General features: G+C 63.1%; 22 protein-coding genes. 5 read left to right on the top strand and 17 right to left on the bottom strand.

Annotated features, from left to right (window positions below; genetic code table 11):
• Position 1 precedes the first annotated feature (1 nt).
• Positions 2–871 carry a LysR family transcriptional regulator gene (locus tag AC0L3D_RS09710; RefSeq protein WP_473534447.1) on the bottom strand — a complete coding sequence of 290 codons (870 nt, stop codon included), beginning with the start codon at positions 869–871 and terminating at the stop codon, positions 2–4.
• A 234-nt stretch (positions 872–1105) separates the two neighbouring features.
• Between AC0L3D_RS09710 and AC0L3D_RS09705 the strand changes: the two genes are divergently transcribed.
• Positions 1106–1261, top strand: a complete 156-nt coding sequence (locus AC0L3D_RS09705; RefSeq protein WP_084833633.1) for a YjiS-like domain-containing protein — start codon at positions 1106–1108, stop codon at positions 1259–1261.
• A 49-nt stretch (positions 1262–1310) separates the two neighbouring features.
• Here AC0L3D_RS09705 and AC0L3D_RS09700 read toward each other — a convergent pair whose 3' ends face one another.
• The 7 genes from AC0L3D_RS09700 to bglB form a co-directional block, all read right to left on the bottom strand.
• Positions 1311–2393: an ABC transporter ATP-binding protein gene (locus AC0L3D_RS09700; protein WP_473644020.1), complete on the bottom strand. Its 1083-nt coding sequence runs from the start codon at positions 2391–2393 to the stop codon at positions 1311–1313.
• An 8-nt stretch (positions 2394–2401) separates the two neighbouring features.
• Positions 2402–3454, bottom strand: coding sequence for a carbohydrate ABC transporter permease (locus AC0L3D_RS09695; RefSeq protein ID WP_419694133.1), 1053 nt, complete (start codon positions 3452–3454; stop codon positions 2402–2404).
• Positions 3451–4476 (bottom strand): carbohydrate ABC transporter permease, encoded by a 1026-nt coding sequence (locus AC0L3D_RS09690; RefSeq protein ID WP_473644018.1) that lies wholly within the window; start codon positions 4474–4476, stop codon positions 3451–3453. Before AC0L3D_RS09690 ends, AC0L3D_RS09695 begins: the two co-directional genes overlap by 4 nt.
• A 15-nt stretch (positions 4477–4491) precedes the next feature.
• Positions 4492–5754: an ABC transporter substrate-binding protein gene (locus tag AC0L3D_RS09685; RefSeq protein ID WP_473628331.1), complete on the bottom strand. Its 1263-nt coding sequence runs from the start codon at positions 5752–5754 to the stop codon at positions 4492–4494.
• Positions 5755–5839: 85 nt separating this feature from the next.
• On the bottom strand, positions 5840–8365 hold the full coding sequence (locus tag AC0L3D_RS09680; protein ID WP_473644016.1) for a hypothetical protein: 2526 nt from the start codon (positions 8363–8365) through the stop codon (positions 5840–5842).
• On the bottom strand, positions 8362–9198 hold the full coding sequence (kduI, locus tag AC0L3D_RS09675; RefSeq protein ID WP_027151263.1) for a 5-dehydro-4-deoxy-D-glucuronate isomerase: 837 nt from the start codon (positions 9196–9198) through the stop codon (positions 8362–8364). Before kduI ends, AC0L3D_RS09680 begins: the two co-directional genes overlap by 4 nt.
• Positions 9195–10283, bottom strand: a complete 1089-nt coding sequence (bglB, locus tag AC0L3D_RS09670; RefSeq protein WP_031254343.1) for a beta-galactosidase BglB — start codon at positions 10281–10283, stop codon at positions 9195–9197. The genes kduI and bglB overlap by 4 nt, the downstream gene beginning before the upstream one ends.
• 118 nt (positions 10284–10401) lie before the next feature.
• Here bglB and AC0L3D_RS09665 point away from each other — a divergent pair, with 118 nt between their 5' ends.
• A complete protein-coding gene (locus AC0L3D_RS09665; RefSeq protein ID WP_023797644.1) occupies positions 10402–11445 on the top strand; it encodes a LacI family DNA-binding transcriptional regulator in 1044 nt (347 codons plus the stop codon).
• Between the two features lie 38 nt (positions 11446–11483).
• Here AC0L3D_RS09665 and AC0L3D_RS09660 read toward each other — a convergent pair whose 3' ends face one another.
• Entirely contained in the window at positions 11484–12029 is a 546-nt protein-coding gene (locus AC0L3D_RS09660) for a flavin reductase family protein (RefSeq protein ID WP_023797645.1), read from the bottom strand.
• 67 nt (positions 12030–12096) lie between these two features.
• On the bottom strand, positions 12097–13254 hold the full coding sequence (locus tag AC0L3D_RS09655) for an LLM class flavin-dependent oxidoreductase (RefSeq protein ID WP_473644014.1): 1158 nt from the start codon (positions 13252–13254) through the stop codon (positions 12097–12099).
• A gap of 130 nt (positions 13255–13384) precedes the next feature.
• On the opposite strand from AC0L3D_RS09655, the gene AC0L3D_RS09650 reads away from it, so the two are divergent.
• Both AC0L3D_RS09650 and AC0L3D_RS09645 read left to right on the top strand, forming a co-directional pair.
• Complete coding sequence (locus AC0L3D_RS09650) at positions 13385–14062, top strand: GntR family transcriptional regulator (protein WP_473628389.1); 678 nt, start codon at positions 13385–13387, stop codon at positions 14060–14062.
• Positions 14063–14071: 9 nt separating this feature from the next.
• Complete coding sequence (locus tag AC0L3D_RS09645; protein WP_473628325.1) at positions 14072–15199, top strand: Gfo/Idh/MocA family protein; 1128 nt, start codon at positions 14072–14074, stop codon at positions 15197–15199.
• An 18-nt stretch (positions 15200–15217) separates the two neighbouring features.
• On the opposite strand, the gene AC0L3D_RS09640 is transcribed toward AC0L3D_RS09645, so the two are convergent.
• The 7 genes from AC0L3D_RS09640 to AC0L3D_RS09610 all read right to left on the bottom strand — a co-directional run bounded on the left by AC0L3D_RS09640 (position 15218) and on the right by AC0L3D_RS09610 (position 21509).
• The gene (locus tag AC0L3D_RS09640; protein WP_473628323.1) at positions 15218–16273 is read right to left on the bottom strand and encodes a 3-carboxy-cis,cis-muconate cycloisomerase; all 1056 of its coding nucleotides are present in this window, start codon (positions 16271–16273) and stop codon (positions 15218–15220) included.
• Complete coding sequence (pcaG, locus tag AC0L3D_RS09635; RefSeq protein ID WP_128166355.1) at positions 16270–16884, bottom strand: protocatechuate 3,4-dioxygenase subunit alpha; 615 nt, start codon at positions 16882–16884, stop codon at positions 16270–16272. Before pcaG ends, AC0L3D_RS09640 begins: the two co-directional genes overlap by 4 nt.
• Positions 16884–17642 (bottom strand): protocatechuate 3,4-dioxygenase subunit beta, encoded by a 759-nt coding sequence (pcaH, locus tag AC0L3D_RS09630; RefSeq protein WP_473628321.1) that lies wholly within the window; start codon positions 17640–17642, stop codon positions 16884–16886. Before pcaH ends, pcaG begins: the two co-directional genes overlap by 1 nt.
• Positions 17643–17644: 2 nt before the next feature.
• Positions 17645–18043 carry a 4-carboxymuconolactone decarboxylase gene (gene pcaC, locus AC0L3D_RS09625; protein WP_128166359.1) on the bottom strand — a complete coding sequence of 133 codons (399 nt, stop codon included), beginning with the start codon at positions 18041–18043 and terminating at the stop codon, positions 17645–17647.
• Entirely contained in the window at positions 18040–18840 is an 801-nt protein-coding gene (gene pcaD, locus AC0L3D_RS09620) for a 3-oxoadipate enol-lactonase (RefSeq protein ID WP_473628387.1), read from the bottom strand. Before pcaD ends, pcaC begins: the two co-directional genes overlap by 4 nt.
• Before the next feature lie 5 nt (positions 18841–18845).
• On the bottom strand, positions 18846–20738 hold the full coding sequence (locus AC0L3D_RS09615) for a bifunctional sugar phosphate isomerase/epimerase/4-hydroxyphenylpyruvate dioxygenase family protein (RefSeq protein ID WP_473628320.1): 1893 nt from the start codon (positions 20736–20738) through the stop codon (positions 18846–18848).
• An 84-nt stretch (positions 20739–20822) separates the two neighbouring features.
• Entirely contained in the window at positions 20823–21509 is a 687-nt protein-coding gene (locus AC0L3D_RS09610; RefSeq protein ID WP_473644012.1) for a TetR/AcrR family transcriptional regulator, read from the bottom strand.
• A 176-nt stretch (positions 21510–21685) separates the two neighbouring features.
• On the opposite strand from AC0L3D_RS09610, the gene AC0L3D_RS09605 reads away from it, so the two are divergent.
• Positions 21686–22594 carry a shikimate dehydrogenase gene (locus AC0L3D_RS09605; RefSeq protein ID WP_473628317.1) on the top strand — a complete coding sequence of 303 codons (909 nt, stop codon included), beginning with the start codon at positions 21686–21688 and terminating at the stop codon, positions 22592–22594.
• Positions 22595–22604 lie beyond the last annotated feature (10 nt).

Here is a 22604-nt window from a genome sequence, read left to right as displayed (position 1 = left end):
CTTACCGGATCGGCGTCTCGCCGTGAAACAGCGGCTGGTGCGCCCGCATCAAGGCGGCAATCCGGTCGGCGACTTTTCGTACCGGCGGCGCGTGACGTTCCTCGTGGTGGGTGACGATCCATTGGTCGGTTTCGAGTTCGGGGATAGGCTGAGCGACGCGGACCAGCCGCGGATCGCTGTCACCGACGAAGCACGGGAAGATCGAAAGGCCGGCGCCGGCGGCCACCAGTTCGCGCACCGAATGGGTGTTGTTGCCGCGCACCGCGATGCGGTCGCCGTGATGGGCTTGCAGCCAGCGCGCCGAGGCAAGGTTTGCCGCTTCGCCGGTGACGCCGACGAACAACCCGGCGGCGATGCCGTTGATCAGGTGGCGTCCGGAATAAATGGCGTAGGCGACCTTGCCGCTCTGACGGCCGGCCAGCCACTGCTCGGTCGGTCGCTCGCTGCGTATGCCGATGTCGGCGGCACGGCGGCCGATGTCGACACGGTCGGTGGTGGTGACGAGCTCCACCCTTATGCCGTCATCGACCGTCCAGATCTCGCCGATATGGGCGGAAACGAAGGCTGAGGTCCATGGCCCGGCCGAGACGCGGACAATGCGGTCGGGCAGGTTTCCCTCGCGCCAGCGGGTCAGCGACTGCATTGCTGCCTCGACGTCTTCGGCGCGCCGCAGCAGTTCTTCACCGACCGGGGTCAGCCGGTAGCCTGCCTGCTGGCGCACGAACAGCGGTTCGCCGATCTGCCTTTCGAGCGCAGTGACGCGTCGTCCAAGTGTGGCTGCGCTGAGGCGCGTGGTTCCCGTCGCTGCGCTCAAGCCACCCAGCCGCGCAACGTCGAGAAACAGCCTCAGATCGTCCCAGTCGATATTCATTTTGCAGAAATGAAGAACTCCTTGCGACCTTGGCTGTAGCGCGAAGCGGGCATCACGCGCAAGCATGCAGGCATTGAAGGCGTTGGACAATCCTGCCTGGAGCGACAGTGACAAGCGCCTCGGCTGGCCAAGAAGCCAGCGAATCCTTTCGATCGCGCATGCGCTTCGCGCAGATGCTTTGCGTTTTCGACCAACCCAGGCGCGCGGGCTTTCTGCGCGCCAAAGGAGACGATCATGTTCGACAAACTTCGACACCGTTTCGCCCGCTGGCTTGCCTATCGCCAGACGCTTGCGAGCTTGAGGCAGGCCCCAGACAGCACACTAGCGGATGCTGGCATTTCTCGCGAAGAGATCCGCGAGCATGCCCGCCACGCCAGCCTGCGTCGTTGAGGAGGCGGGGCATGCAGATGATGACGCCCCAGACGGGGTAAGCCGACTTCTAACTCACAGCGATGCGCAGGCCGGTGTCATCGAAAAGATGCAGATGGCTGGTATCGAACTTCAGCTCCACCGTGTCGTCTGAAGCCACCTGGCATTGTCCGGCGACAACCGCAAGCATGATCTGGCCGCCGCTTGTCCTGGTGTGGACGATTGTCTCGGAGCCGAGGGCTTCCACCAGCGCGACACGGGCCGCAACATCTCCCTTGCCGGCATCGGCGAGGCTGATGTGATGTGGCCGCAGCCCGAGCGTCACGTCGCCATTGGCCGCGCTGACCTTCCCATCGATCTCGAATCCAGCTGAACCGTCCAGCGTGAGGCTTGACCGGCCAGTGCCCCCGGGTGCCAGCTTGACCGGCAGAAAGTTCATACGCGGTGCACCGATGAAACCGGCGACGAACAGATTGGCCGGATGATTGTAGAGGTCGAGCGGCGTGCCGATCTGCTCGATGCGGCCGGCGCGCAGCACGACGATGCGGTCGGCAAGCGTCATCGCCTCGATCTGGTCGTGCGTGACATAGACCATCGTCGCCGACAGCCGCTCGTGCAGGGCGGCCAGTTCGGCGCGTGTCGAGATGCGCAGCTCGGCATCGAGATTGGACAGCGGCTCGTCAAGCAGGAAAGCGGTTGGATTGCGCACGATGGCGCGGCCGATCGCAACGCGCTGGCGCTGGCCGCCGGAGAGCTGGCCGGGGCGCCGGTCGAGATACGGCGCGATTTCCAGCATCCGCGCGGCTTCGGCGATGCGCGCATCGATTTCGGCACGCGCCATACGGGCGTTCTCCAGTCCGAAGCCCAGGTTCTGGCGCACGCTCATGTGCGGGTACAGCGCGTAGGATTGGAACACCATCGCCAATCCCCTGTCGGCGGCCGGAACGGTGGTCACGTCCTTGCCGTCGATCGCGATCGCGCCACCTGTAGGCCGATCAAGCCCGGCGATGAGCCGCAGCAGCGTGGACTTGCCGCAGCCGGAGGGGCCGACGAAGACGATCAGCTCGCCGTCAAGGATATTGAGATTTATGTCGTGCAGCACGCCGACCTTGCCGAAAGCCCTCGATACGCCGGTGAGTGTGATCTGGCTCATGGTAGCCTCTATTTCAGACCGGAGCCGGCAATGCCGGTGGTGATGAAGCGCTGAAGGAAAATGAACACCAGCACGACCGGGATCATGGTGACGACGGTCATGGCCAGGATGTAATGCCATTGCACGTTGAGTTGGCCGGCATAGGTGTTGAGACCGACCTGCAGCGTATAGACCTCCTTGCGCGACAGGACGATCAGTGGCCAGAGGAAGTCGTTCCAGCGCCAGACGACGGAAAAGATCGCCAGCACCGCCAGCGCTGGGGCGGTCAGCGGCAGGATGATGCGCCAGTAGATCTGCCATTCCGACGCCTTGTCCATGCGCGCTGCGTCGATCAGCTCGTCGGGGATCGTCAGCATGTACTGGCGTAGCATGAAGACGCCCGTGGGCGTCGCCACTGTGGGCAGGATCACGCCCCATAGCGAATTGAACAGTCCCATTGCCGAGATCACCGAATAGAGCGGCACCAGGATGACGGAGAGCGGCACCATCAGCGTCGCGACGATGAGCATCATCACAGCCGAACGTCCCCGAAAATTGTACTTCGACAGTGCGAACGCGGCCATCGAATTGGTCAGGAGCGTAATCAGGGTGGCGACCACGGTGACGAAGACCGAGTTGCGCAGATAGAGGAAGAAGTCGAAGGCGAGGAAAGGCTGGACATAATTGTCGAGCGCGAAGGCGATGCTGCGCTTGGGCGTACGGTTTTGGATGTTGACGCGTATGATCTCGCCCGGGTTGGCGGGATCGACCATCTGCGCGACGGTGCCGAGGCGGCGCACTTCGGCGAGCACGCGCACGCTGCCGTCGTCATTGCGCACTTCAAAGAGCTGCAGCGGCTCCTCATACCCTTCCACGATCGCTTCGGCGGTGACATAGGGCAATACAGTCGGCGGGAACTCCGCCAGCGCCGCAGGCGTCTTGAACGACGAGTTGACGAGCCAGAGCGCCGGGCCGAACATGACAATCAGCCCGCCGATCAGCCAGAACCAGGTGAAAACGTCGGTCCAGTGCCAGCCGGCGCCGCCGCGCCGGCGGAACAGAAATTCCGCAACCCTGCTCATCGCATTTTGCCCCGCTGCTCGTTGCGCCTTGCGATGCCCAGCTGGATCAAGGTCAGCACGACCAGCACCGCTCCCATGAGGATCGAGGCCGCGGAGGCGAGCCCCGGATTGCGCAGCATCGAGGCGAAGCCGACCTCGTAGATGTACTGCGTGAGGAACAGCGTGCTGGTCCCGGGACCGCCGCCGGTCAGCACATAGACTTCATCGAATATCTGCACGGCGCGGATGAGTGTCAGCACCAGCACCACCAGGAGGTTGGGCGCCAGCAAGGGCAGCGTTATGCGCCAGAAGACGCGCAAGGGCCGTGTGCCGTCCATCTCGGCGGCCTCATAGAGGTCTTTCGGAATGGCCTGAAGGCCAGCGAGAAGGATCAGCGCATAGAAGCCGACATGAGCCCAGACCGACACCATGATCGTCGCCATGAAGGCCCAGTTGCGCTCCACCAGCCAGTTGAGCGGGGTCCCGCCCGCCTCGAACACCATCAGGTTGAGCAGTCCTTGCCGCTGCAGAATCCAGCGCCAGATGAGACCGACCACGACCGGCGACAAAAGCACAGGGAAGAAGAACACGGCGCGCCAGAAACTGCGCGCACGCAACTCACGGTTGAGCACGAGTGCGGTGACAAGCGCTACGGCGACCATCATCGCCACTTGCAGCACGACGAAGGCCAGGGTGTTCCAAACCGCGATCCAGAACAGGTCCTCGGTGCAGCTCTTCGGATCGAGATAGCTGCCACAACTGAACAGCCGCCCATACTGCTCGGCGCCGACGAAGGTGCGGTCGCCGAGGAACAGCGCCCCGCCACCGGTCATCGAATAGAGGATGTTGATGACCAGCGGAAACAGCACGAAAATGCCGAACACCAGCATGTTCGGCGCCAGGAAGAACACGGCCATGCCATTGCTGCCCGTGCGCCGTTGCAACATGCGCAGTGGCGCATCGAAAACATTCGCAAGCCAGCCGACCGGCGCCAGGATCATGGCGCCGGCGCGCGTTGCTATGCCGTTTCGGACGTCTCCCATGACACTGCCGCGACGCTACTTCGATGCCTCGGCCACCTGTGCCTTGATGTCCTCGTCGATGCGGACGAAAGCCTCGTCGAGCTTCAGCTCGCCGGCCATGACCTGACTGATGCGGGTCACCAGCGCGCCATAAACCGGAGTTCCCCATTTCCATGCCGGCAGGGCGGCGGCATTCGGCGCGATCTTGCCCGATGCCTTCAGGAAGGCTTCGAGCGACGCCTTGACGTTCTCGTCATCGGTCTTGTAATCGATCTTGCCGGCGAGAACGCCCTTGTGTGCGGGCAGGAACAGGGTGCGCTCGGTGAATTCGCGCATGATGTCCTCGCGGCCCAGGAAGTCCATCACCTTGCCGACTTCAGCGGGGTTCTTGGTGTATTTGACGGCGACCAGCGCGGCGCCGCCCGGCATGCCGGTGCAGGCGGCGGTGCCGCACGGCGAGCCCGTCGCCACCCAGTCGAAGTTCTTGCCGATCTTGCTGGCCAGGTTTGCGACCTGCCAACTGCCCGAATAATAGTAGGCAATCTGCCCATTGATGAAGTCGTCGGCCCCGGCGCGATAGGTGGTGCCCGACGCCGACACCCAGATCTCCTTGTTCATGCGGCCGTCGGCAACCCAGTTGACCAGCTTTTCGGCGAAGGCTTTCGTGCCGGCGTCGATCGGCGCCGGCAGTCGATCGCCGCCGATGTAATTGGCGCCATAAGAAATGTTCGCCGCCGAGATACGATGGCCGCTGCGGTCGATGGCAAAGGCAGCATTGAGCTGCTGGCTCTGCTGCACCTTGCCGGCGGCCTCGACCCATTCGTCCCAGGTTGCGGTGTCGGCCGGGATCGGCACGCCGGCCTGTTCGAAAAGCGTCTTGTTGACGAAGCCGCCGGTCAGCGTGATCTGGGTCATGAAGCCCGGAATGATCTTGGAACCGTCAGGGCGCATCCAGTCGAACTGGTCGCCGAAATTCGTCTGCCAGTATGCCGGATCGGCAATCACAGGCGTCAGGTCGAGCCAATGATCGGCGAGTTCCTTGATGTTGGTGACGCGGGCGATATCAGGGCCCCGTCCTGCCTCGAGTTCGACCGGAAGCTGCTCCTGAACAACCTTGTAGGCGACATTGTCGAGAATGACGTTGATGTCCGGATTGTCTTTCATGAAGCGGTTGAGCAGGTCCTGTATAACCTCGCCCTCGACGCCGTCCGAGTACCACATCACGCGAACGTCGCCTGCGAACGCGGTCGACGACAGAAGGCCCGCCGAAAGGCCCAGGATTATCGAATTCATTCTCATGGTTCACTCCTCCGCTTTTGCGGTCTTCACCGCTTGATTGTCGCTGTCCGAGCTGCTGCTTGTTGGGCTCCTTTTGATCCGATCCTCACCTGGTTGCGATCGAGTCGGCTGCGAAGAACGTGGCTTCGCCCGTGACCTGCCAGTCGGCCGGATCGATGACACGGCCCTCAGCCTCCATGCGGCCATCCGGATGAAACAGCACGTCGCCGTATTCCAGGTCATTGACATGCAGAAGGCCGTTTTTTCCGTGGCCGAGCGCGAGCTGGGAAAACTGCGCCTCGAATTCCTCCAACGACCCGTATTGCCGGCGCCGGCCCAGACGGATGATCCACGCGGCTTGATGGCCCGGCACGCGCAACTCGTTTCCAGTCGTCGGCCCGCGGCCGACGAGCTCGAAGGCGCTGTCGGCCTTCAGCATCGCGAGCCCATCGCCGCCGCGCGCCGAAGCTATATGTTCCTTGACCCTCGCTTCGTCGAACGCGCTCTGTGGGAACCAGGCATGGGTAAAGTCGGGTTGCTCGGCAGCGCAGCTGAACAACACAACCGCCAGGTCGCGGTATTGATGCACGCGCGGCAGAGATCCGGAGCCGCCCCAGTAAGACGGACGGCCATAGCCCGAATGAATTGTCTCGCCCGGATGGTTGATCCATATCTGCGCGTCGGGATTGCCGCCGAGGCGCAGGTGCAGCACCGTTTCCTGATAACCCCATTCGTTCCAGCGATAGGCTGCTGCGCTTCCCATGGCGAAATCGCGGGTCTTGTAGTGGTAGAGCTTGGCGATCCGGTTCTGGCCCTGCGCGAAGCACCATTCCTGCGCGTCGTCGCCGGCCATGCAGGCGATACCGGTCAGTTCTTGCGGGACGTGGAGCCCATGGTCGCGCAGGCAGAGCGCAAGCTGCGGCAGGGCGTGGAAGCGCATGCCGTAGAAACCTTTGCCCCACAGCATGCGTGCAATGCCAGAAAGTTCCAGCGAACGGGCGGCGCGCAGCGTGTGTTCGTAGGAGCGGCCCTGTGCGCCGGTAAGCATGCCCTGCTGAGCCGAGCGGGCGACGATCTCGAGCAGGCGGTTGATCGCAGCCCCGGCGCGCCGGCGCACATCGGCGTCTGGCCCAAGCGCGTACAGGATCGTCAACCCTTTGAGATCGATCGGGAAATAAGGGGCGGAGTTGAATTCCGCCATCTCCCATGCCTCGAAATGATCAAGCCAGGCGCGCACGCGCGCAAGGCCCACGGTCGACTGCTCCGCGCCGGTGCGCCCCGAGCGGACAAAGCGGGCATCGGGCAGGAGATGGCCGCCGAGATAAGCCGCGGTGTGAAACAGAAGCGCGTGGTTTTCGGAAAAGTACCACTGCACGTCGTTGCCCGGCTCATCCATCCAATAGCGATAATTGAGGATCGCCTCGTCAATGCGGTGACGGAGATCGACCGCGATCCTGTTGCCATAGGCACGACGGCACCAGAGCAGTGGAACCAGGATGAAATCGGCGCAGTCGTGGCAATCCTCGATCGCCGGCAGTGCAGCAGCAATGATGGCGTCGGTTTCGGCGCCGCCACGGCCGGTCGCCAGCCGCGCCAGCGCCCGCACGGTATCGGCCTCTGCGAAGTTGGAGACCTGTTCCAGGGCTTCGCCGATCCTGTCGGCAAGGACGGCGGGAGCGCGGCCCTGACGCGCCGCATGACAGATCTCGACGCCGAAGACCCGCTGGGCAACAAAGCCTGAAGATGAGAGCGATACGGCAAAATGCCGGAAGTCGGCGGGAAGGTCTTCCGTGGCGGCAATCGTGATGCGTCTTGCCCCCGCTTCGATGCGGCGGCGGAAGATCACGGGCGCCTCGATCGACATGAAGTCGCCCTCGATCACAACAGCTGCATCCACCGCAACCGGCAGCGCGACATCCGTCACCAGCGCCACTTCGCCGCCGGAATAAAATGGACGCTCGAAATGCATCGCGTCGAGAGCGGCTTCCATGGCCGCCGCGACGTCGCCTTTGACGGTCGTGGGCAAGACCTGTTCGGCAGTTGGGCCCCGGAGATAGTCGAGTTGGAAGAAGTAGCGTGCGTCACGCTCGGCGAGATCGTCGAACCAGATGCTGATCTCGTTGGCGCCGGCGACGAGATCGACCTCGAAATCCTGAGAAGCCTCGAGATTGCGCCCGTAGGGCGCCATCCAGCCGGCCTCTATCCCGTTGACGAACAAAACGGCGCCGCCGCAGGTGCGCAGCCGCAGCCGCGCCTGGCCGTCCGAGCCTGCATCGAGCACGGTACTTGCCCAGGTGGCGACCACGGTCGGGCGGAACCAGAAGCCCGACAGGTCGACACGGGGCGAGCCGAACGGAAGCCAAACACGGTCCGGCTCGAACACGCCCTGCGGCTCGGGCCGTTTCCCGCGGCGTTCGGCGGCAAACTCGGTTCGGCAGGGATATTCGTGCGGGATGAAATTCTTGTGCTTGGTCAGGAAGAAGAAGGGATCCATCTCCCCTTGCATCGGCTGATCCGCAACATCGTAGCGCTGCTCGGACGTCGTGCCGACGAGCCAGTAAACGACGGGGCCGCCGAGCGCGAGCGGCCGGCGCAGCGTAAGATCGTGCGTGATCGGTTCCACGGTGTTCATCGCAGCGTCTCAACGGGCACGGGCGACACGTCGTTATAGGCCTGGTTCTCGCCGGTCATACCCCAGACGAAGGCGTAGGGGCCGGTTCCGCTGCCCATATGGATCGACCAGGCCGGCGAGATGACACAGTCGCCATTGGCCACGATCAGATGGCGGGTATTGTCCGGCCGTCCCATCAGATGGATTACCCGATCTTCCGCCGCGAGATCGAAATAGAGATAGGCTTCCATGCGCCGCTCATGCAGGTGAGGGGGCATGGTGTTCCAGACGCTGCCCGCAGCGAGATCCGTGATGCCCATCAGCAACAGACAGGAAGGCGCGACTTCCGGATGAATGTACATGCGCAATGTGCGCTTGTTGGCGCGTCGCTCCTCGCCGAGTTCGAGCGGCTTCGCCTCGGATTTCGTGATCAGCCGATGCTTGATGTCTGCGCCGGCCGGAACCGAGTTCATGTAGAACCAGGCGGGGTGCGCGGCGCTGTCGCTTTCGAGCGTCACTTGCTTCGCGCCGCGCCCGACATAGAGCACATCGCGGTTGGCGAGCGCGAAGCGCTGCTGGTCGACGCTCACCGTTCCTGCGCCGCCGAGATTGGCGATGCCCATCTCGCGCGCGGTGAACAGATGAGGCGTGCCGACGTCCGCGCCATCGCCGAAACTCAGCGGCTCTCCGGTTGGGCACGCGCCGCCGACGATCATGCGGTCGACATGGGTGTAAGCGAAGGCGATACGGCCGGGCTCGAACAGCCGCTCCACCAGAAACTCGGCGCGCAGCCGCTCCGTTCCGTAGCCATCGATGTCGCCCGGACCGGCGCCGAAGAGAACGCGCATCGTCATGCCGCTGCCTCGTCAGCTTCGGCATGGATCATCCCCTCGGTGAGGCAGAGGATCGCCAGGGCCTGGCCGTAGCCGGTAGGCTGGATCGGGATGTCGCGGTAGAACTGGAGATCATGGCCCATGCGGGTGCCATAGGAAACGTTTCCGAGCACGCCGTTCTCGTCGATGCTGGCCAGCACCGCGTCGAGTGCGCGCCGGCCCGCTGGACCGCACGCCTTGGGCCCGAAGCCCAGGCGCGCAGCTTTCATGAGACCATAGCCGATGCCGGCGGTGGCCGACATCTCCTCATAGGAGGTCGGGTCATCGAGCAAAGTGTGCCATGCTCCCGATGGCGCCTGCAGGCGCAGCAGCGCTTCGATCTGCGCTTCCAGCACGCCGAGCAGATAGGCTTCGACTGGCTTGCCGACACCACCATTTTCGATCAGGTCGAGGATGCCGACCGTGATCCAGGCGTTGCCGCGGGCCCAGAGAGCGCCGGCAAAATTATGTCGGCCGGCAAATGTCCAGCCATGGAACCACAAGCCGGTTTTCGGGTCGGCGAGATAGCGCGCATGGACGAGGAACTGGCGAACAGCCTCGTCGATGCAAGCTTGCCGGCCGGCCGCGCGGCCGTGGAAAGCGAGGAACAGGCCGGCCATGAACAACGTGTCGTCCCACAATTCGTCGTCGTTGATCTTGTCTGAGACATTGTGCTGGAACCCGCCCTCGGGCGTGCGAGGCATGTCGCGAAGCAGCCTTTCGGCCCATTGGCAGAGAGGCGTTTCCCAGCGCTGGTCGCGTGTCTCGCCCCAGAGCAATGCCAGCGCCATCATCGGAGCGGTGGTGTTGATGTTCATCGGCGGCAGGCCCGCCCTTAAATGGCGCTCGTACCAATCTTCGATTGTCTTCAAGAGTTTCGGGTCGCGATTGTGCCGCCAGAGGCAAACGAGGCCGTAGAGGCCTACACCCTGCGGCCATTCCCAGGAATCGAAGCTGATGTAGTCGCCGGCCGTGCCGTCGAGGTTGGGCTCGTCGAAACGGCCGTCATGGCGCAGGCCGGTCATGCCGCGCACGAGCAGGTCGAGCTTTGAGCGCATATCTCTCATGGACGACGCCACCACTCCTCCCAAGTTTGCGCGATGTCGGGCAAATGGGTGCCACAGGAATTTTTATTGCGCAATCTGAAATTTTTTTGCAGCATGAGGCCTGGTGAGGAAACAGCCTATGGTCGTCAAGGTCGAAAGCGGGAAGCGCGGCACGCCCAGCCGGCGCGTGCGGCTCGAAGACGTCGCCGCGCGCTGTGGCGTATCCGTCAGCACGGCGTCGCGGGCGCTTGCTGGCGGCAAGGGCGTGCGCGGCGACCTTCGGTCGACGATCATCGAAACCGCCAGGAAGTTGAACTACACGATCCCCACGTCGATCGCCGGCCGCAAGGTGATCCTCGCCGCAAGCAACGCTGCGAGGATCGACTATGGCCGCAACCAGTTCACCTTCTATGTGCTCGACGGACTGAACGAGCGCGCAAAAACTCTCGGTGTCGAGTTGGTGTCGCGCTCGATCGCCGACGCCGGTGAGCAGATCGCGCTGCTCAATGAGGCCAGGCAAGACAAGAGCGTCGTCGGTTGCCTGTTTCTGACGCTTGACGACGAGGCGGTGCTGACGCTGACCGGCGGTTTCGGCAAGCCGATCGTGCTCATAAACGGCGACGACCCGGCGATGCACCATTCGAGCCTGACGCCATGCAACCGCTCGGCGGCGCATCTCGCGACGCAGCACCTGCTCGACCTCGGCCACCGGCGCATCCTGTTCCTGATGCGACGCGGGCGGCGCACGATCGAGCGTCGCTTCGAGGGCTGGCAGGATGCACTGCGAGAGTGCGGCCTGGCGGCCGGCGACCTGGCCGTGGAGGTGGCGGATTGGCTGCCGGACCTTGCGGCGGAAGCGATTGCGCGGCGCATCGAGGCGCGTGGCCTCGATTTCACAGCCGTGCTCGCCGCGGGCGACAGTCTCGCTATCGGCGCGATGATGGCGATCCGGAAGTCGGGTTACGAGGTGCCTGCCGACGTGTCGGTCATGGGCATGGATGACCTTCCGCAGGCAGCTTTCCAAAACCCGCCCCTCACGACGATGCATATTCCGATGCGCGAGATCGGCGCGGCGTCGCTCGACCTCCTGCTCGCCGATCTCGGCGGGGACCTGCCGCCGCGCCGTATCGAATTCGCCTGCCATATCGTGCAACGCCAGTCGACCGGCCCGGTTCGCGCCTGAGACGTATGGTTCACACCGCTGTCCGGGCCAGGCCATCGCTACATCGGTGTGGCCACGTTCGAACCGTCTTCGAAGCGTCCGTAACCTCCGCCGAAGAAAAGCAGAGGTTCGCCGTCTCGCAAGGTCGCGGCGGTTACGCGGGCAACGACGATCAAATGGTCGCCGCCCTCATGCCCGGAGATCCGCACGCATTCGAACCGCGACAGACAGTCACCCAGCAGCGGCACGCCGGCATCGTTCAGATCGTGCGGGAGGCCGTCGAAGGCTTGACCGGCGCGAGCGAAGCGCTGGCTCAGCTCGATCTGCTCCGCGCCCAAGACATGAACCGCGAAATGCTCGCAACCAGCGAAGGCGGCAAAGCGCCTCGAATGCCGGCCGATCGACCAGAGCACGATCGGCGGGTCGAGGGACACCGATGCAAAGCTGTTCGCGGTGATGCCGACGGGACCATCAGGCGTCATCGTGGTGACGACGGTGATACCGGTCGCAAACCGGCCGAGCGCGTCGCGGAACTCGCGCTTGCGGTCGGGGCCGGGCACGAAGCTTTTCATCGGTTGCTGCTCGGGGTTGAGGAAGTGGTACATCAGGCGCCCTCCTGGCCAAGGGCTGCGGTGGAAGCTTCAATCTCGTTGACGCGCCTTCGCAGCATCATCATCGCCGCTCCCCGGTTCCGAGCGGAGTCGCCGGGGTGATTTCCGGCACCCGGCTATAGACATGCGGCAGCGAGCAGGTGTTGATGTTCGGCAGCACGCGCTTGCCGAAGGACAGGGCCTCGTCGAGATGCGGATAGCCGGAGAAGATGAAGGCGCGGATGCCCATTTTCCGGTATTCCTCGATCTCGCACATGACTTGATCGGTCGAGCCGACGATCGCGGCGCCGCAACCGGAGCGTGCGCGGCCAACGCCGGTCCACAGATGCCGCTCGACATAGCCTTGTGCGTCGGCGCCGGCGCGGTTCTTTGCCTGGTGCGCGACGCCCAGGGATGTCGCGTCCAGTGCGCGGCCGCGGATAACGCTGCCCTGCTCGTCATCGAGTTTCGAAATCAGTTCCTCGGCATATTCGCGGGCTTCGGCTTCGGTGTCGCGCACAATCACGTGGACGCGCAGGCCATAATCCAATGTGCGGCCATGGGCGGCTGCACGCTCGTGAACATCACGCATGCGGTGCGCCAACACGTCCTTCGCCTCCGGCCACATCAGATACACGTCACACTGTGCGCCGCAGAGTTCGAGCGCGTCGGGCGAATAGCCGCCGAAATAGAGTAGCGGCCCGCCATTCTGTTGGTAGGGCTTTGCGGGGTCGGCGGTTACTTTCCCGAATTGGTAGACCTCGCCCTGATGGTTGATTTCATCGCGCGTCCAGGCCTGACGCAGGATCTCGATGACCTCGCGCGAACGCTGATAGCGGAAGCGGCTGTCGGCGAGTTCGCCGGGAAAGTCGGAAGAGATGACGTTTACAGTCAATCTGCCCTTCAGCATGTGGTCGAGCGTTGCGAGCGTGCGCGCCAGCATGATCGGTTGCATTTCGCCGCAACGCACCGCCGCGAGAAGGTTGATCGAATGGGTTATCGGAGCGCAGCCCGCCACGAAGGACAGAGTATCCTGGCCGACCTGATAGGACGAGGGGCACAGGATATTGCGAAAGCCCAGTCCTTCGGCTGTCTTGACGATATCGGAGCAGTGCTCCCAACTCGACCGCAGCGCGCCATCCGGTACGCTGAGATAGCGGAAATCATCGGAGCACAAAGCGGAAAACCACGACACTTCAGCAGCATCGAGATCTGCGGACGTCACCGGAACGACCGTCAATGTCGGCACTCCTCGTTGTCAGAGACTGGATTTCCCTGTTGCATATCATTCGTGTTTGTGTAGATCAATAGTGTATCAATTTTGCGTTGGAGACAATGTGACAACGTCCAGAAACGCCTATGCGCTTCCGATGCATCAGCAGGTCAGCGAAATGCTGATTCGCGAGATCGCGGCCGGGCGGATGATTGAGGGCGAAAAGCTTCCGCCGGAGCGCGACATGGCTGCGGGGCTCGGAATAGCGGTCGGTACTTTGCGCAAGGCACTCGGCGATCTCGAGCGCAAGGGCTTGCTCAGTCGCATCCAGGGTTCCGGCAACTACGTACGTTCGCAACCTGACGTGGCCAGTGTCTATTCCATGTTCCGGCTGGAACTCCTGGAGGGAGGCGGGCTGCCGACGGCGCACGTTCTGTCAGTCGATCGGCTGGCGAAACCGATGGACCTGCCGGTGTTCGGGTCGAGCAGCGAGGCCCATAGAATAAGGCGGCTGCGGAGCCTCAGCGGCAAGCCGGCGGCGCTGGAGGAGATCTGGCTCGACGGTGCCCGTGTGGAGACGGTTGCTATCGAAGAACTGTCGGATTCGCTCTATCTCTACTACCGCAAGGCGCTCGGCTTCTGGATCTTGCGTGCAGAGGACCGCGTCGGGGTCGGCCAGGTGCCGGGATGGGCGCTGCCAGAATTCGGCCTCGCGCCGGGCGCTGCCGCCGGCTTCATCGAGCGTACCGGCTGGATGCAGGACGGCGCCAGCGCGGAGTTTTCCAGGACCTGGTTTGATCATGGCGTCGCGCGCTATGTCGCGCGGCTGCGATAGGGAACGGATATGGCGAAGCACATTTCCTACGGCATCATCGGCTGCGGCATGATGGGGCAGGAGCATCTTCGCAATATCGCGCTGCTGCCCGATGTCGGGGTCGCGGCGATCTTCGAGCCCGACGCGATGATGCGCGCACGCGCGGCAGTCCTCGCCCCGCAAGCGTCGATCGCCGGCTCGGTCGCGGAGGTGGCGGCCGATCCGCGCGTCGACTGCTTGCTCATCGCCAGTCCGAACTATGTGCATTTCGCGCAGCTTAGGGAAGTCGCTGCTATCCGTGCGCTGCCCATCCTGGTCGAGAAGCCGCTTTTCACCGATCCGGTCGACGCAGCCGCGGTGAAGGCGTTCGCCGCGACCTATACCGCACCAGTCTGGGTCGCGATGGAATACCGCTATATGCCGCCGGTCGCTCGATTCATCGAGCAGGCGCAGAACGCCACCGGCGGCATCCGGATGCTGACAATCCGCGAACATCGCTACCCGTTCCTGGACAAGGTGGCCCACTGGAACCGCTTCAACCGTCGATCGGGAGGCACGTTCGTCGAAAAATGCTGCCATTTCTTCGATCTCATGCGGCTAATCCTGAAATCGGAACCGGTAAGAATCATGGCGTCGGCCGGACAGGAAGTGAACCATCTCGACGAAAATTATGATGGCGAAACACCCGATATCTGGGATTGCGGCTACGTGCTGGTCGATTTCGCCAGCGGCGCGCGCGCCATGCTGGAACTGTGCATGTATGCAGAGGGCAGCCGCTATCAGGAGGAGATCAGCGCCGTCGGTGCGCGAGGTAAAGTCGAATGCCTGGTGCCGGGTCCCGGCCGCTTCTGGCCAGCCCATCTCGGCGCGGCGCCGACGCCGCAGTTGATCGTCAGCCCACGCTTTGCGCAGGGACCGTACACCGTCGAGATCCCGGTCGACCCGCAATTGTTGACGGCCGGCGATCACAACGGCTCGACGTTCTATCAGCATCAGAGGTTCTGCGCCGCCCTGCGAGGCGAAGGGCCGGTCGAGGTGACGCTGGATGATGGCTGGAAAGCTGTCGCCATGGGTATGGCCGCACAATTGTCGGCAAACCAGGGCACGGCCATTTCCAACCCACTCGATGCCTGCGAGAGCGCAAGATCCACGGCGTGAGCCGCCTAGTGGGATCAGTCAACCCTTGCCTCCGATTGCCGCTATGGTTCTGACCAGCCTGTCCGCGACACAGGTCGATGCTCCAGCCGCCATGAGCATCTGCGGCAGGATCAACCATTCCAGCGTCCAGGCTGCACCGGAGCGCTCTTGCTCATGGATCAGCGCATGATGCATTCCCGACAATTGGACCGCGTTGTAGCGGGCAAGCGTCACCAGCATCTCGGCGTCGACGGGATTGCGCTTGTGCGCCATGGCGGACGACGAACCGCCGCCCGCCCTTTGCAGCTCGTCGCCTGCCTGCGCCATCAGCGCAATGTCCTGCCCCAACTTGCCGAGGCCGCCCGTCACAAGCGACAGCCAGTTGGCCAGCTCAGCGATGCGGTCGCGCTGGCTGTGCCATTGCGGCGCGTCGCCGAGGCTTAGCTGCCGGGCCAGCGCGGCACGGACGGCGGCGCCCTTGTCTGCAAACTTCTCGAGTGTCCCGGCGGTGCCGCCGAACTGGACGACGAGAACCGATCCCCGCACCGATTGAAGCCGCTCATGGTGGCGCACGAGCGGTTCGCGCCAGCTTGCGACGCGGTCGGCTACGGAAATCGGAATTGCTGCCTGCATGCGGGTTCGGGCCATCAGCGTGCGATCGCCAAACCGATGGCCGAGATCGGCGAAGGCGACCACCAGAGCCGAAAGCCGTTCTTCCAACAGGTCGATACAGGCGCGAATTCTCAGGATCATCACCGTGTCGATCACGTCCTGGCTGGTCGCACCGAAATGCACATGCTGCGAATGCGGCTCTCCGACAGCATGCCTGATCTGCCGCACGAGCTCCGGCACCATTACGCCGTCGCGCGCCGTTGCGTCTCTCAGGGCCTGGATTTCCGGCCGGAAGTTGTCGAGGACGCGCCCGATGACGCTTGCTGCAGCCGCCGGGATGATGCCGAGCGCAGCTTCTGCGTCGGCGAGCGCCTTCTCGAATTGCAGCATCGTCGCAAGTTCGGCCTCGACGCCGAGCAGCGTCGCCATCTTCTCATCGCCGAGAAGCCCGGACAGGAGGGGATTGTCGAATGCTGCGATCATATGTCGAAGAAGACCGTCTCGTTGATGCCCTGGAGATGAATGTCGAACTTGTAGATGTCGCCATCGCGCGGCGCGACCAGCGTTGACACGCGCTCTTTCTGCTCAATGCGCATCAGGACGGGATCCTCGGCGTTGGCGGTTTCCTCATCGCCGAAATACATGCGGGTGTGAAGGCCAATGTTGATTCCACGCGCGACGATCCAGACCGTCAAATGCGGCGCCATCTTGCGGCCGTCAAAAAACGGCACGCGACCGGGTTTGATGGTTTCGAACAGGCATTCGCCCGTCGTCATGTCGGTGGGCAGCCGGCCCCAGCCGGTAAAGTTCGGGTCGGCGGAGCCGCGCAGATCCGAGGGCGAATTGTAGATGCCGGCGGCGTCCGCCTGCCAGATCTCCACAAGTGCGTCGTTCAGCGGCGAGCCGGCGCCGTCGATCACCCGGATATTGACCCTGATGCGTTCGCCCCTGGTCTTGTCGTTGACCATCGCGGTGCCAAGGTCGCGTTCATAGACGCCCGAGATACCGGCAAAGTTGGGCGTCAGCCCGATATGGACATAGGGTCCCGCGGTCTGCGAGGCGCTTTCCTTCAGCCGGCCGAGAGCCTGGACCATCAGTTGCCCTCGATGCGGTTTTCGAACAGCGTCGAGCGGCGGCCGCGCAGTACAATGTCGAATTTGTATGCCCGCGCATCCATCGGTATCGTTGCCTCCATGTCGAGTGCGGCGGTGAGGCCTTCAATAGCGCGGCGGTCGTTGATGGTCCGCACGATCGGGCACCTCCAGATCATCGGGTCGCCCTCGAAATACATCTGGGTGATCAGGCGCTGCGCGAAGCCGTGCCCGAAGATCGAGAAATGGATGTGCGCTGGACGCCAGTCGTTGGGTCCGTTGGGCCAGGGATATGGCCCCGGCTGGATCGTGCGGAAACAATAGGAGCCATCCTCGCCGGTGATGGTGCGGCCGCAGCCGCCGAAGTTCGGATCGAGCGGCGCGCGATAAGTCTCCTTCTTGTGTCGATAGCGTCCGCCGGCGTTGGCCTGCCATACCTCCAGCAACGCACCGGCGACGCCGATGCCGCGTTCGTCGAGCAGGTGGCCATAGACGAGGATGCGCGGCCCGATCGCGCTTTCGCCCGGCCCGGCAAAATTGTGTATGAGGTCGTTGTCCAGTTCACCGAGAATGTTGTGGCCGAAGACCGGCCCGGTAAGCTCCGACAGCGTGTTGTCGAGGGAAAGAAGCGGCCGTTGCGGTGAGCGCAGCACGGACGTCTTGTAGGCCGGCGTGAAGGCCGGTGGATGCCAGTTGCGGTCGCGCGGAAAGAAGGCGCCGATCTCCGGCGTGCGGTTGGCGGGAAAGCGCGACTTGGTCATGATTAGCCGGCTTGAGCGTCGATTTCGTCGAACGTCTTCCTGGCGATCTTCATCGCATGATTTGCCGCCGGTACCCCGGCATAGATTGCCACATGCAGCAGCGCCTCGCGTATGTCGTCGCGCGTCGCCCCGGTATTGACGCTGGCGCGGATATGCATCGCAACCTCTTCGTCCTGCTTCAGCGCGGCGAGCAGCGCGATTGTGATCATGGAACGCTCGCGCCTGGTGATGTTCGGCCGCGACCAGACGTGGCTCCATGCAGCCTCCGTGATCAGTTCCTGGAAAGGAATGTCGAATTCGGTCTTGGCCGCCTCTGCGCGGTCGACATGGGCGTCACCCAGCACCGAACGGCGCGTCGCCATCCCTTCGACGTATCGGTCGCCGTGTCGTGGCTTGCTCATTTGCGCTCTCTTGGCATGTCGTTCAGGAAGCCACGGACCAACCCGGCGAGCTTTTCCGGCTGCTCGACGCATGGGATGTGGCCCGCACCAGCGATGACCTCGAACCGTGCGGCGGGGATTGAGCGGGCCAGCGATTCCACCAGTTCAGGCGGCGTCGATCCGTCCTGATCGCCGACAATGCACAGTGTCGGCACTTTGATCGCTGCGGTCGTCGCGGTGAAATCGGCGTCGCGGATAGCCGCGCAGGCAGCAGCGTAGCCGGCCGGATCCTGGCGCGTCAGCATCGTTTTATAACCCGCCAGTTCCTCGCCGCGATTCTTATGGAAATCCGGCGTGAACCATTTTCGCATCACGTCGTCGGCAAAGCTGGCGATGCCCTCCGACAGGGTCGCGTTGATGCGCCCGTTCCACATCTCGGCCGTACCGATTTTCGCTGCCGTATCGCAAAGGATCAATCCCTCGATCAAATCCGGCCGCGTCTTGTAAAGGCATTGCGCAATGACGCCGCCGATCGAAAGCCCGCAGATCACCGCGCGCTTTACGCCAAGATGGTCGAGCAGCCCTGCAAGGTCCGTCGCATGGGTCTCGATTGTTTGCGGCGCGCCACCCAGTTCGCTCAGGCCGTGTCCGCGCTTGTCGAACGCAACGGATGTACAGTCGTCGGCCAGCCTTCGCTCGACCTCGTTCCAGATGCGCATATCCGTGCCGAGCGAGTTGGCGAAGACGACCGTCGGCCTGCCAGTTTCGGGACGATGCCGGTAGTGGATCGTCGCGCCATTGATGTGAGCAAAGTTCATACTTGTCATAGCTTTGGCATTCCTTTGGGCCGCATCAGCCGTTTTTGCGCGGCGATGCGGAATGGTGCGTTCGGCGCACCATAGCCTGCATACGCGCCGCGCCGTTCAACGAACTCGATGATGAATCCCTCTCCGAATGTCGGCGCATAGAGCTGAAAAAATTCGCCGTTGTCGTCGCGGTCATAAAGGATGTTGGCCGAGCGTAACCGATCGGCGACTTCCGGATCCAGACCGAAGCGCGCTTCTACGTCGTCGTAGTAGTTCATCGATATCTGAAGCGGTTCGAAGCCGTTGGCCTGCAGCTTCGCCGCCGTCGCAAAGATGTCATCCGTCGCGAGTGCCAGATGCTGGACGCCGGAACCAAAGGTTTCGGCGATGAAATGGCCGGCCAGGGTGCGGTGACTCTCGGCGCCGTTCAGCGTGAGGCGGAAGCGCTTGTCCAGACCTTCGATGACCTGGCTGCGCACGAGGCCGGCCGGATCGACGATGTCGACCATCGGGGTCTTGGTCGTCCTGAAGATCGAGACATAGAACAGCAGCCAGCTCGGCATCTCCTCCTGTGCCATGGTCTGCCCGACATGATCGATACGGGTGAGGCCGACGCCATTGCCGGAACTTGCCGACGTGACCGGCGTGAACTCTATGTCCCAGACCTTTGCCAGATCGGTCTTGGCATCGAGGAAGTAGATCAGTCCGCCGCCGACGCCGCGGATCGCCGGGATCGACAACTCGCCGGGCCCGACCCGCTGGTGAAAGATCTCCGCGCCCAGCGCCTCGGCGCGCGCCACCGTGGCGGCGGCGTCCTCGACCTTCAGGCCCATCGCGTATGCCGACGTGCCATGGACAACAAAGGAAGAATGGGCAAAGCCCTGCCGCTCGGTGTTGATGACGATATTGATCTCGCCCTGGCGGTAGAGCGTGACCTCCTTAGAGACGTGCCGACCGGCCTCGACAAAGCCGAGTATGCGCAACAGCGATCCAAGCTGTCCGGCGTCCTGGCGATCGGCCGCGAACTCGATGAACTCGACCCCTCCGACCCCGATGCGGTCGGGCATTGGCGGGATGGCCATGTCAAGTGCCGGTTCTTCACGCCGCACCTGGTCCATCAACCATACGAGCGAACGCCGTCCGTCGACGGAGATCGCCTTTGCCGACCCGCCACGGAACTGGTCGTTGAAAATCTCGAGCGACAGATAGCCGTCATAACCGGTTGCCGCGACCGCCTGCATGAACTGTCGCACCGGCAGATCGCCTTCGCCTGGCATGTTGCGGAAGTGCCGGCTCCAATAGAGCAAGTCCATGTCGATCAGCGGCGCGTCGGCGAGTTGGACAATGAAGATCTTGTCCGCGGGTATCGAACGGATGGAGCCGAGCTCAATCCTGCGGGCCAGCGTGTGGAAGGAATCGAGAACCAGCCCGACGTTCGGATGGTCGGTCCTGCGCACGATTTCCCAGGCATCGCGATGATCGTTGACGTGACGCCCCCAGGCCAATGCCTCGTAGCCGACGCGCAGACCGCGCCTGGCGGCGCGCTCGCCAAGCTCGCGAAAGTCCATGGCCGCCCGGTCGATCCCGCCAAGCGAGACCGGCGACACCGACGAGCATACCAGCATCAGATCGGTGCCGAGTTCCTGCATGACGTCGAACTTGCGCTCGGCACGATCGAAGGCGCGGTTGCGCTGCGGCTCCGGCAACCCCTCAAAATCCCTGAACGGCTGGAAGAGCGTTATGGTCAGACCTGTGTCACCAGCCATTCGGCCGACGTCGCGCGGCGAACCGTCAAAGGCGAGGAAATCGTTCTCGAAGATTTCGACACCGTCGAAGCCCGCGGCGGAAATTGCCGCGAATTTCTCCGCCAGGTCACCGGCGATCGACACCGTCGCGATCGACGTCTTCAAACGCGCCTCCTCCCCGGTTTGTCTTGAACGAACCAGTTCGTACATAACTAAGGCAACGCTGGCAGCACCGCAAGTTTCGGCCGCTCAGCGTTCTGCGGGAGCTTCGTCCTTCGCGACAAAACGCAACAGCATATCCACGCTGTTGCGTTTGAGCCGCTCGAGTTGTGCCGGCGCGCCGAAGTCGCGTCCGAAGATCATCGAAAAGGTGGTGCGATTGGAAACGTTGAAGAAGCACAGCGCGCTTACTTGCCAATGGAGTTCGATCGCGTCGAGTCCCGGCCGGAAGACCCCCTCTTCGACACCGCGTGAATAGATGCGAGAGATGTGGTCGATCGCCGTCACGTTCAGTTCGCGGATCGCATCCGATTGCTGGAGGTATTGGCCGTGATGGATATTCTCGATCATCACCATGCGGATGAATTCCTCGTGTCGGTGATGGTGGTCGAACGTGAACTCCACCAGGCGCGTCAGTGCCGCCACGGGGGGCAGACCTTCGATATCAAGTTGAGCCTCGCCCTCGCGCACCTGACGATACGCGTTCTCGAGCGCGCGCAGGTAGAGGCCTTCTTTATCGCCAAAATAGTAGTAGATCATGCGCTTGCTGAAGCGTGTGCGCGCCGCAATCTCGTCTATGCGCGCGCCCGACAAACCGTTCAGGGCAAACTCCTTGGAGGCGATCTCCAGGATGTTGCGGCGCGTGCCCTCAGGGTCCTGGATACGCGTCGTGCTCGCGTCCGGCTTCGGCTTTCGTTCTTTCTTGATAACGGCCATGCAGTTTGAGTTCCCGCCCCGGCGCAGCCGGCATTTGACTAAACTAACCAGTTAGTACATCATTCGCAAATCGCGACCGGCTCATTTACCGGCGCGTTTGGCGTGAACACAAGGGCGATCCAGGAATTGCCGCATTTGGGCAGGGAGGCGGCCCGCACAGGGAGGAATTTCGGGAGATGGGCGACAGCCTTGTCGACCTGCTTTGCCGTCTTGCCGACGAGCACAAGGGCGCCGTCAGCGGCCACAGCGAAAAGGTCGTGATCGGCCTTGTCGGACGCGGTATTCAGTCCTCGCGCACGCCCGGCATGCACGAGCGGGAAGCCCGGCGCCTCGGCATCGGCTATTCGTACCTTTTGCTCGATTTCGATCGGCTAGGATTTCCGGACGCGGCGATCGGCGACTTGATCGCGGCGGCGGAAATTGCCGGCTTTCACGGCCTCAACGTCACGCATCCGTTTAAACAGGCTGTCATTCCCGTCCTGGATGCGCTGTCGCCGGAAGCGCGCGCGATAGGCGCGGTGAATACGGTCGTCTTCGCTGGCGGACGCAAGGAAGGCCACAACACCGACAGCTGGGGTTTCGCTGAGAGTTTTCGCGAAGCGATGACAGGCGCATCGATGGGCAGTGTCGCGATGTTCGGCGCCGGCGGAGCGGGCGCCGCAGTCGCAAACGCGCTGATGCAAATGGGCGTTGGCCGGCTGTTCGTCCTCGACAGCCAACCCGGTCGCGCCTCGGATCTTGCGTCGCGCATGGGCGCCTTGTTCGGCGGTCGCGTCGAGACCTGGCCGGACCCGGCCGCAGCCGTGCGCATGGCAAACGGCATCGTCAACACGACGCCGGTGGGCATGGCGAAATACCCCGGAACACCGTTCGACACGGCTCTTCTGACAGCCGAAAAATGGGTCGCCGACATAATCTACTTTCCGACCGAAACAGAGTTGCTGGTGGCCGCCCGAACGATCGGCTGCAGAACGCTGCCGGGCATCGGCATGGCGATCTATCAGGCCGTCCGCGCGTTCGAACTCTTCACCGGGCGCAAGGCCGACCGCCGCGCCATGGCAGATCACTTCGAGGCCGCCGCATGAAGGCAATGAC

Source organism: Mesorhizobium sp. WSM4837 (assembly GCF_055811435.1).
This window is presented reverse-complemented; position numbering and strand designations above follow the sequence as displayed.

Bases quoted from the DNA above. Each gene is read 5' to 3' on its own strand.
- AC0L3D_RS09690 (WP_473644018.1), bottom strand. From the start codon at position 4,476: ATGGGAGACGTCCGAAACGGCATAGCAACGCGCGCCGGCGCCATGATC.
- pcaC (WP_128166359.1), bottom strand. From the start codon at position 18,043: ATGAGCAAGCCACGACACGGCGACCGATACGTCGAAGGGATGGCGACG.
- pcaH (WP_473628321.1), bottom strand. From the start codon at position 17,642: ATGACCAAGTCGCGCTTTCCCGCCAACCGCACGCCGGAGATCGGCGCC.
- bglB (WP_031254343.1), bottom strand. From the start codon at position 10,283: ATGAGAGATATGCGCTCAAAGCTCGACCTGCTCGTGCGCGGCATGACC.
- AC0L3D_RS09650 (WP_473628389.1), top strand. From the start codon at position 13,385: ATGCATCAGCAGGTCAGCGAAATGCTGATTCGCGAGATCGCGGCCGGG.
- AC0L3D_RS09645 (WP_473628325.1), top strand. From the start codon at position 14,072: ATGGCGAAGCACATTTCCTACGGCATCATCGGCTGCGGCATGATGGGG.
- kduI (WP_027151263.1), bottom strand. From the start codon at position 9,198: ATGACGATGCGCGTTCTCTTCGGCGCCGGTCCGGGCGACATCGATGGC.
- pcaG (WP_128166355.1), bottom strand. From the start codon at position 16,884: ATGGTCCAGGCTCTCGGCCGGCTGAAGGAAAGCGCCTCGCAGACCGCG.
- AC0L3D_RS09665 (WP_023797644.1), top strand. From the start codon at position 10,402: ATGGTCGTCAAGGTCGAAAGCGGGAAGCGCGGCACGCCCAGCCGGCGC.
- AC0L3D_RS09605 (WP_473628317.1), top strand. From the start codon at position 21,686: ATGGGCGACAGCCTTGTCGACCTGCTTTGCCGTCTTGCCGACGAGCAC.
- AC0L3D_RS09700 (WP_473644020.1), bottom strand. From the start codon at position 2,393: ATGAGCCAGATCACACTCACCGGCGTATCGAGGGCTTTCGGCAAGGTC.
- AC0L3D_RS09695 (WP_419694133.1), bottom strand. From the start codon at position 3,454: ATGAGCAGGGTTGCGGAATTTCTGTTCCGCCGGCGCGGCGGCGCCGGC.
- AC0L3D_RS09640 (WP_473628323.1), bottom strand. From the start codon at position 16,273: ATGATCGCAGCATTCGACAATCCCCTCCTGTCCGGGCTTCTCGGCGAT.
- AC0L3D_RS09705 (WP_084833633.1), top strand. From the start codon at position 1,106: ATGTTCGACAAACTTCGACACCGTTTCGCCCGCTGGCTTGCCTATCGC.
- AC0L3D_RS09680 (WP_473644016.1), bottom strand. From the start codon at position 8,365: ATGAACACCGTGGAACCGATCACGCACGATCTTACGCTGCGCCGGCCG.
- pcaD (WP_473628387.1), bottom strand. From the start codon at position 18,840: ATGAACTTTGCTCACATCAATGGCGCGACGATCCACTACCGGCATCGT.
- AC0L3D_RS09685 (WP_473628331.1), bottom strand. From the start codon at position 5,754: ATGAGAATGAATTCGATAATCCTGGGCCTTTCGGCGGGCCTTCTGTCG.
- AC0L3D_RS09660 (WP_023797645.1), bottom strand. From the start codon at position 12,029: ATGTACCACTTCCTCAACCCCGAGCAGCAACCGATGAAAAGCTTCGTG.
- AC0L3D_RS09710 (WP_473534447.1), bottom strand. From the start codon at position 871: ATGAATATCGACTGGGACGATCTGAGGCTGTTTCTCGACGTTGCGCGG.
- AC0L3D_RS09610 (WP_473644012.1), bottom strand. From the start codon at position 21,509: ATGGCCGTTATCAAGAAAGAACGAAAGCCGAAGCCGGACGCGAGCACG.